This window comes from Actinospineispora eucalypti (assembly GCF_039543365.1).
Lineage (GTDB): Bacteria > Actinomycetota > Actinomycetes > Mycobacteriales > Pseudonocardiaceae > Pseudonocardia > Pseudonocardia eucalypti.
Genome location: NZ_BAABJP010000030.1, coordinates 440,426 through 449,947, shown reverse-complemented (window position 1 = coordinate 449,947; position 9,522 = coordinate 440,426). Strand labels below are relative to the sequence as shown.

5 protein-coding genes are annotated in these 9,522 nt (G+C 70.9%); 4 read left to right on the top strand and 1 reads right to left on the bottom strand.

The window, feature by feature from the left end:
* From ABEB12_RS27185 to sbnB, 4 genes are all read left to right on the top strand, one after another.
* Window positions 1-2,996, top strand: a 2,996-nt coding sequence (locus ABEB12_RS27185) for a Pls/PosA family non-ribosomal peptide synthetase (protein WP_345703176.1), incomplete at its 5' end; no start/stop codon positions are given.
* A gap of 9 nt (window positions 2,997-3,005) precedes the next feature.
* Entirely contained in the window at window positions 3,006-5,507 is a 2,502-nt protein-coding gene (locus tag ABEB12_RS27180) for an amino acid adenylation domain-containing protein (RefSeq protein WP_185062594.1), read from the top strand.
* Between the two features lie 31 nt (window positions 5,508-5,538).
* Window positions 5,539-6,537 carry a TauD/TfdA family dioxygenase gene (locus ABEB12_RS27175; RefSeq protein ID WP_185062593.1) on the top strand — a complete coding sequence of 333 codons (999 nt, stop codon included), beginning with the start codon at window positions 5,539-5,541 and terminating at the stop codon, window positions 6,535-6,537.
* Entirely contained in the window at window positions 6,537-7,562 is a 1,026-nt protein-coding gene (sbnB, locus tag ABEB12_RS27170; protein WP_185062592.1) for a 2,3-diaminopropionate biosynthesis protein SbnB, read from the top strand. Before ABEB12_RS27175 ends, sbnB begins: the two co-directional genes overlap by 1 nt.
* On the opposite strand, the gene ABEB12_RS27165 is transcribed toward sbnB, so the two are convergent.
* Entirely contained in the window at window positions 7,553-9,502 is a 1,950-nt protein-coding gene (locus ABEB12_RS27165) for an AMP-binding protein (protein ID WP_185062591.1), read from the bottom strand. The genes sbnB and ABEB12_RS27165 overlap by 10 nt on opposite strands.
* Window positions 9,503-9,522: the final 20 nt, after the last annotated feature.

Genomic DNA, 9,522 nt, shown 5'->3' with positions numbered 1-9,522 from the left:
TCAACCGCGAGGACCTCACCCGGGAGGCGTTCATCCCCGATTTCCTGGGCATCCCGGGCAACCCGTCCGGGCGGATCTACCGCACCGGCGACCTGGGCCGGGTCAACACCAACGGCGAGATCGAATACCACGGGCGGGTCGACCGGACGGTCGTGTCCGGCGGGGACGGCGCTCAGCTGCCCACTCAGATTCTGCCCGTCCAGATGCTCCCGGCGGCGGACGCCACTGTGGCGCTCGCGCTGCCCGCGGCGCCCGCCACCCCGGCGGCCGGCACCGCGCCGGCGACCGGCGTCGCGAAGGCCTTGGCCGAGGTGCTCGCTGAGGTCCTGGGCGTCGATGAGGTGTCGGTGGACGGCAACTTCTTCGATGACCTGGGTGCGGACTCGATGGTGATGGCCCGGTTCTGTGCCCGGGCCCGCAAGCAGCCGGACCTGCCGTCGGTGTCGATGAAGGACATTTACCGCCACACCACCATCCGTGGCCTGGCCACCGCCCTCGCCGACCCGGCGTCCACCTCGACCGAGCGCGGCTTCGCCGAGGTGCTCGCCCAGGTGCTGGGCATGCGGGAGGTGTCGGTGGACGGCAACTTCTTCGATGACCTGGGCGCGGACTCGATGGTGATGGCCCGGTTCTGCGCCAAGGCCCGCAAACGCCTCGACCTGCCGTCGGTGTCGATGAAGGACATCTACCGCTACAGCACCGTCCGCGCGCTGGCCACCGGCCTCGGGGACCCGGCGGAGGCCGCCGCCGTGGCGGTGCTCCCGGAGGCCGCCCCGTCGATCCCGCCCTCGGCCGAGGTGACGAGGTACGCCGAGGGCCTGGCGAAGGCGCCGGTCGGCAAGCCCCGCTACGTCCTCTGCGGCGCCCTGCAGCTGCTGTTCTTCCTGGGGTACTGCTGCCTCGCCGCGGTCCTGGCCGTCCGGGGCGCGGAGTGGATCTCCACCGCCACCGCCGAGCTGGACATCTACCTGCGCTCGGCCGCGGTGGGCGCGATCGCCTTCTTCGGCGTGTGCACCCTGCCGATCGTCGCCAAGTGGCTGATCATCGGCCGCTGGAAGCCCCAGGAGCTGCGGGTCTGGAGCCTGCCCTACGTGGGCTTCTGGCTGGTCAAGACGCTGATCCGGATGAGCCCGCTGGCCAAGATGAGCGGCTCCCCGCTGCAGGTGCTCTACCTGCGGGCGCTGGGCGCGAAGATCGGGCGGGGCGTCACCATCCTGTCCGACCACGCGCCGGTGTGCACCGACATGCTGACCATCGGCGAGGGCACGGTCATCCGCAAGGACTCGTTCTTCAACTGCTACCGGGTGCGGGCCGGCGTGATCGAGGTCGGCCCGGTGACCCTCGGCCGGGACGTCTACATCGGTGAGGCGACGGTGCTGGACATCGGCACCTCGCTGGGCGACGGGGCGCAGCTGGGCAACTCATCCGCGCTGCACGCCCGGCAGGCGGTGCCGGCCGGCGAGCGCTGGCACGGGTCCCCGGCCCAGCGGACCGACACCGACTACCGCTCCGTGCCGCCGGCCCGCGTGGGCACCGTGCGCAGGACGCTGTACGGCCTCGCCCAGCTGCTGAGCATGCTGCTCGTGCTCCTGCCGCTGGCGATCGGCGGAACGTACCTGCTGCTTGCCGCCGTGCCGTGGGTGCGCACCCTGGTCGGCGATGCCCCGCTGGCCCTCACCAACTGGGCGCTCTACGCCGACGCGATCGTCGCCTCCGTGCTGCTGTTCCTCGGCGGGGTGGTCGGCGGCCTGCTCTTCGTGTTCACCGTGCCGCGCCTGCTCGCCATGTTCATCAAGCCGGACAAGGTCTACCCGCTGTACGGCTTCCACCACTGGGCGCAGCGGACCGTCACCCGGATGACGAACCGGAAGTTCTACACCCACCTGTTCGGCGACAGCTCGTACATCGTGGACTACCTGCGGTCCCTCGGGTTCGGCCTGCGCGACGTCGAGCAGACCGGTTCCAACTTCGGCATGGAGGTCAAGCAGGACAACCCGTACCTGAGCTCGGTGGGCAGCGGCACGGTGATCGCCGACGGACTGTCGATCATCAACGCCGACTTCTCCAGCACGTCCTTCCGCGTCTCCCAGGTGTCCATCGGCGCGCACAACTTCCTGGGCAACCGGATCGCGTACCCGACGCAGGGCCGGACGGGTGACAACTGCCTGCTGGCCACCAAGGTCATGGTGCCCATTGACGGCCCGGTCCGGGAGGGCGTCGGCCTGCTGGGTTCGCCCAGCTTCGAGATCCCCCGGTCCGTGGCTCGGGACAACGACCTCGACCTGGGCAGCGCCGAGGAACTGCGCCGGCGCCTGGCCCTGAAGAACCGGCACAACGCGGTCAGCATGCTGTTCCGACTGCTGTCGCTGTGGCTGTACTTCCTCATGGTCAGCCTGTTCACGCTGGTCGCTATCGACCTCTACCACTCGCTGGGAGTGCTCGCGTTCGCCGCGTCCAATGCGCTGACCGTGCTGTTCACCGCCGTCTACTTCGTGCTGGTGGACCGGACGGTGCGGAACATGGAGGTGCTCCGGCCGAACGGCTGCTCGATCTACGACCCCGACTTCTGGCGGCACGAGCGCGCCTGGAAGGTGGTCTCGGACGAGTTCCTCAACCTGTTCAACGGCACCCCGTTCAAGAACGTCATCTGGCGGATGATGGGGGCCAAGGTCGGTCGGCGGGTGTTCGACGACGGCTGCTTCCTCACCGAGCGCACCTTCACCACCATCGGCGACGACTGCACCCTCAACGAGGGCAGCGTCATCCAGTGCCACTCGCAGGAGGACGGCGCCTTCAAGTCCGACCTCAGCGCGCTCGGCGCCGGCTGCACGCTCGGCGTCGGTGCGTTCGTGCACTACGGCGTGACCATGGGCGACGGGTCCGAGCTGGCCGCCGACTCATTCCTGATGAAGGGCGAGGAGATCCCGCCCGGTGAGTACTGGGGCGGAAACCCGGCCCGCGAACTGATCTCGCTTTCTCCGGCCAAGACGAACTGAGGGAATCCGATGAACACGACTGTGAACGCTGACCGGGAGTACTGGAGTGGTGTGCTGGCCGCCGGTGGGTTCAGCGAGATCGCCCGGTGGTCGCTCGACCCGGCGCCGGGCGTGGCCGAGCACGAGGTGATCGTGCCGGACAGCCTGGTGGCCTCGGCGCAACGGCTGGCCGGCGAGCTGGAGGTGTCGCTGAGCTCGGTGCTGCTGGCCGCGTACGCCAAGGTGATCGCCGCGCTGTCCGGTGAGTCCGACGTGGTGACCGGCTACGTCTCGGGCATGGGCGGTCAGGCGTTGCCGCTGCGGCTGTCCACCGGGCACGGCTCGTGGCGGTCGCTGCTGCGGGAGGCCTCGCGCGCCGAGTGCGGCCTGATGTCGCACCTGGGGTTCCCGGTGGAGGACCTGCGGCGTGAGCTGGGCATCGCCGGCCCGGCCTTCGAGACCGTGTTCGACGCGACCGGGAGCAAGGAGGTCGCCCTGGCCGAGGACACGGTGCTCTCGGTGCACGTGCGCCGCCGGGGCGACCGGTTCACCCTGCGGCTGCGGCACCGGACCGAGGCGCTGGACGCGGCGGCCGCCGCCCGGATCGCCGGTTACCACCTCACCGCGCTGGAGCTGCTCACCACCGACTCCTACGCCGACCACGGACGGGACAGCCTGCTCAGCCAGCAGGAGATGCACTTCCAGCTGGAGGGGCTGGCCGGGCCGCGCCGCGAGCTGCCGGACCGCCGGTTCCACGAGCTGTTCGAGCAGCGGGTGGTCGCCCACCCGGACGCCGTCGCGGCGGTGCACGGCGACCGGAGCTGGACCTACCGCGAGCTCAACGCCCGCGCCAACCGGCTGAGCCGGGCGCTGCTGGCCCGGGGCCTGTGCCGGGAGGGCGTCGTCGCCGTGGTGGCCGAGCGCAACCTGGACTGGATGGCCGCCGTGATCGCCGTGTTCAAGGCCGGCGGCGTCTACCTGCCCATCGAGCCGCACTTCCCCGGCGACCGGATCGCCAGCACGCTGCGCCGGGCCGACTGCCGGCTGGTGCTCACCGAGCGCGGCAGCACCGAGACGCTGGACCAGGCCCTCGGGTCGCTGCCGGAGGCGCAGCGGGTCTACTTCGACACGGCCTACGCGGAGGACCACGCCGAGGACGACCTCCGCATGGAGGTGACGGCGGACCAGCTGGCCTACATCTACTTCACCTCCGGTTCCACCGGTGAGCCGAAGGGCGCGATGTGTGAGCACGCCGGCATGCTCAACCACCTGTACGCCAAGATCGGTGACCTGGAGATCCGCGAGGGCGACGTGGTCGCCCAGGTCGCGCCCCAGTGCTTCGACATCTCGCTGTGGCAGTTGGTCTCCGCGCTGGTCGTCGGCGGCCGGACCCTGCTGGTGGAGCAGGACGTGGTGCTGGACGTCGAGCGGTTCGTGGACAAGATCGTGGACCGCCGGGTGGGCGTGCTCCAGGTCGTGCCGTCCTACCTGGAGGTCGTGCTGACCTACCTGGAACAGCACCCGCGCGAGCTGCCCGACCTGCACTGCGTCTCGGTGACCGGTGAGGCGCTGAAGAAGGAGCTGGCGCAGCGCTGGTTCGCCAGCAAGCCGGGCATCGCGCTGGTCAACGCCTACGGGCTGACCGAGACCTCCGACGACACCAACCACGAGGTGATGCGCCGGGTGCCCGACCGGGAGCGGATCCCACTCGGCCCCGCGGTCAACAACGTGCACGTCTACGTGGTCGACGAGAACCTGATGCCGGTTCCGCTCGGCGCCCCCGGTGAGATCGCCTTCTCCGGCGTCTGTGTCGGGCGCGGGTACATCAACGACCCGGAGCGCACCCGGCAGGCGTTCATGGCCGACCCGCACCGCAGGGGCGAGCGGCTGTACCGCGCCGGCGACTTCGGCCGCTGGCTGCCCGAGGGCAAGCTGGAGTTCCTCGGCCGCCGGGACAGCCAGGTCAAGATCCGGGGCTTCCGGATCGAGATCGGCGAGATCGAGAACACCCTGCTGCGGGCGCCCGGCGTCCGGGACGGCGCGGTCGTCGTGGCCGAGCGGCCCGACGGGAGCAAGCACCTGGTGGCGTTCTACGCGGGCAACAACCCGCTGGAGGTCTCCGCGCTCCAAGACCGGCTGGCCGAGTCGCTGCCCGAGTACATGGTGCCCACCACGTACCACTGGCGGGAGAGCCTGCCGCTGACCGGAAACGGAAAAATCAACAAGAAGGCGCTGGTGGCGCTGGCCGCTGAGCTCGACACTGTCGAGGCGGACTACCACGCGCCGAGCACGCCCGCCGAGCGGCGGCTCGCGGCCGCGTGGGGGAAGGTGCTGGGCGTCCCGGCGGAGCAGGTGGGCCGGTGGGACAACTTCTTCGACCGGGGCGGCACATCGCTGTCCGCCGTGAAGCTGGCGATCGCGCTCGACCGCGCGGTCTCGCTCAAGGACATCACCCTGAACCCGGTGCTCACCGACCTGGCCGGGCTGCTCGACTCCGCAGCCGCACCGCGTTCCGCACAGCTGACCCACTGAAACTCAGACCACCACACCGAAAGGAACCGAGATGTCCACGCCACACGCTTCCTCCTTGCGAGGCCTGGAAGTCTCTCCGGGCAAGCCGCCGATCCTGCGGGCCGAGCTCACCGGCGACGCACCGACCTGGGTGGCCGAGCATCGGGACGCCCTGCACGCGGTGATCGATGAGCACGGTGCGCTGCTGGTCCGGGGTTTGGGGCTGGGTGACACGGGCCAGGTCGGCGCGGTGTTCCAGCGGTTGGCCTCGGGCGGGCTGATGGGTGAGCGGGAGTCGTTCGCCCCCCGGACGGCCTACGCGCCGGGGGTGTACTCCTCGACCAAGTGGCAGCCGAACGAGCCGATGTGCATGCACCACGAGCTGAGCTATGCGCTGGAGTTTCCGAACCTGATGATGTTCGCCTGCCGCACCGCGCCCGGGGCGGGCGGCGCGACCGCCGTCTGCGACTCGGCCGCGGTGTTGGATGCGCTGCCGGCGGACCTGGTCGCCCGGTTCGAGCGGGAGGGCTGGCTGCTGTCGCGCAACTACAACGATGAGATGGGGGCGTCCTACGCGGAGGCGTTCGGCACCGCCGACCGGGGGGCCGTGGAGGACTACTGCCGGGCCAACGCGATCGACTTCGAGTGGCAGTCCGGTGGCGGGCTGCGCACCTGGCAGCGGCGCTACGCGGTGGTGGCCCACCCGATCAGTGGCCGTAACTGTTGGTTCAACCAGATCGCGTTCCTGAACGAGTGGACGCTGGACCCGGACGTGCGGGAGTTCCTGGTGGATGTCTACGGCCGGGAGTCGCTGCCCTTCAACACCCACTTCGGCAACGGCGACCCGGTCGGGCCCGACATCGTGCACCTGCTCAACCAGGTCTACCAGGCCAACACCCGGCGGGAGCCGTGGCAGTCCGGCGACCTGCTGCTGGTCGACAACATCCGGACGGCGCACAGCCGGGAACCCTTCCAGGGACCCCGTGAGGTGCTGGTCGGCCTGGGTGACCCGGTGGGCATGGGCGGCTTCTCGGCCGAGGTGACCGCGTGATGGGCGGGGTGCCTCCGTTCGCGGTGATCTCCGGCGGCCAGGTGCAGCGCGCGCTGGCCGGGCAGGAGAAGCGGATCACCGAACTGGTCGAGACCACCTACCGGGTGCACGGGTCCGGCGACTCGGTGAACCCGCCGTCGTACTTCCTGCGGTTCCCGGACCGCCCGACCTCCCGGATCATCGCTCTGCCCGCCTCGATCGGTGGGCAGGTGCGGGTGGACGGCCTGAAGTGGATCTCCAGTTTCCCGGAGAACGTGGCGGCCGGGATCCCCCGGGCATCGGCGGTGCTGATCCTCAACGACCACGACACCGGCTACCCGTTCGCCTGCCTGGAGAGCTCGATCATCAGCGCCACCCGGACGGCGGCGTCGGCGGCGCTGGCCGCCGACTGGCTCACCCGGGGCCGGGGCCGGCCCGCCCGGGTCGGGTTCTTCGGGGTGGGCCTGATCGCCCGGTACATCCACACCTTCCTGGCCAGCACCGGCTGGTCGTTCGACGAGGTCGGCGTGTTCGACCTGTCCGCCGAGAGCGCGGCCGGGTTCAGCGGCTACCTGGGGCGGTCCGGCACCGAGGGCCGGATCACCGTGCACGACTCCGCCGAGTCGCTGATCCGTTCCAGCGACGTGGTGGTGTTCGCCACGGTCGCCGGCGAGCCGCACGTGCACGAGCTGTCCTGGTTCGAGCACAACCCGCTGGTGCTGCACGTGTCGCTGCGCGACCTGTCGCCGGAGATCGTGCTCGGCTCGACCAACATCGTCGACGACGTGGAGCACTGCCTGAAGGCGAACACCTCGCCGCACCTGGCCGAACAGCTCACCGGCAACCGGGATTTCCTGGCCGGCACGCTGGACGACGTGATGTCCGGGCGGATCACCGTGCCGGCGGACCGCCCGCTGGTGTTCTCCCCGTTCGGCCTCGGCGTGCTCGACCTCGCGGTCGGCAAGTTCGTCTACGACGAGATCCAGCGCGTCGGTGAACTGCGGGTCGTCGACGACTTCTTCCACGACCTCCGCCGCTACGGCTGAGCCCCGCCTCCACGCTCGGGCACGAGCGGGCCGAGGGCGGTGCGCACCGTGTCCAGCGCGGCGGGGTCCTCCATCGCGCTGGTGTCACCGGTGGGGGAGCCGTGCACCAGCAGGTCCCGCAGCAGCCGGCGCATGGTCTTGCCGGTGCGGGTCTTCGGCAGCGCGGGCGTCGGGTAGATCGCCGCGAGCCGGGCGTAGCCACCCATCTCGGCGGTCACCCGGCGGTCCAGCTCGGCGCGCACCTCACCGGTGTCCTCGGTGCCGGGGCGCAGCGTGACGAAGGCGACCGGCACGGTGCCCTTGGTCTCGTCGGGTATGCCGACCACGGCGGCCTCCACCACCGCCGGGTGGGCGGTCACCACCGCCTCGATCTCCATCGTGGAGATCCGGTGCGCCGCCACATTGATCACGTCGTCGGCCCGGCCGAGCACCCAGAGGTGGCCGTCGTGGTCCAGCACGGCCTCGTCGTTCGTGGCGTACCGGCCGGGGAACCGGGCGAAGTAGGTGGACAGGTAGCGGGCGTGGTCGTCCCACACCGTGCGGGCCAGGGTGGGAAAAGGCCTGGTCAGCACCAGGTTCCCCTTCACCCCGGGCGGCACCGGCCGGCCGTCCTCGTCGACGATCTCGAAGCCGTGGCCGGGCACCGCCGTGCCCACCGAACCCGGTTTGATCGGCTCCACGCCGTACACCGGGTAGGCCCAGGTCGAGCCGGTCTCGGTCTGGCCGTAGGCGTTCACCACCGGGACACCGAAGGCCTCGGTCGCCCAGTCGAAGGTGTCGGTGTCGAACGGTTCGCCCTGCGCGGTGAGCAGCTTGAGCGCCGGCAGCGGGTGGTCCTCGGACAGGCCGAACTTGCGCAGCATCCGGATCAGCGTGGGCGCGGCCAGCACCTTGGTGACCCGGTGCTTCTCGCAGATCTCGTAGAACCTGGCGTTGCTCGGGGTGTCCAGTGCGCCCTCGTAACAGGCCACGGTCATCCCGAGGGCCAGCCCGCCGACCACCGCCTGGATCGGGAAGGTCAGCCAGCCGACGTCGGCGGCCACCCAGTACACGTCGTCCGGCTCGTACCCGACCTGCCAGTGCGCGTTGGCCCAGGTGCCGAGCAGGAACCCGCCGACGCTGTGCACCACGCCCTTGGGCCGCGACTCGGTGCCGCTGGTGAAGATCAGGAATGACGGGTCGTTCGGGTCCAGCGGCACACACGGGGTGCCGTCCCGGCCGGCTTCCAGGACGGCGGCGTAGGCGTGCTCGCCGGGTTCCAGGGCGGCCCGGTCACCGGTGCGGTCGACCACCACGGTGACCCGCAGGTCCGGTGCCCGCGTCCGGGCGGCGCGCAGCGTGGCCAGCAGCTCGACCCGCTTCCCCCGCCGGTAGCTGGCGTCGGCCACGACCACCGCCGCCGCGCGCGACGCGAGCAGGCGGGAGGCCACCGCCTCCTCCCCGAAGCCGGAGAACAGCACCGTGTAGACCGCGCCGATGCGGTTGCACGCCTGGATGGCGGTGAACGCCTCGACCAGGTTGGGCAGGTAGATGGCCACCACGTCACCCCGGCGCACCCCCAGTCCGAGCAGCCCGGCGGCCAGCGCGGACACCTCGCGGGCCAGCTGGGCGTAACTGAGCGTCCGGGTGTCGCCGGGCTCGCCCTCCCACACCACGGCGGGCCGGTCGGCGGTCGCCGGGTCCTCGGCCCAGCGGTCGACGCAGTTGTCGGCCACGTTGATCCGGCCGCCCTCGAAGTACCGGGCGTCCTCGATCCCGCCGGTGCGCACCGTGTGCCATGGCGTCGACCAGCGCTGCCGGCCGGCCACCCAGGCCCAGTAGTCGTCCGGGTCGGTGAACTCCCGCGCGGTGCGCAGCTCGGCGACCCGGTGGGGCACCAGCCACTCCGGCCGCGGTGGTGTCAACGGGGTGTCGATGAGCTGGGCCAGACTGTCGGACATCGTCGTCCTCCTGGGTGGCG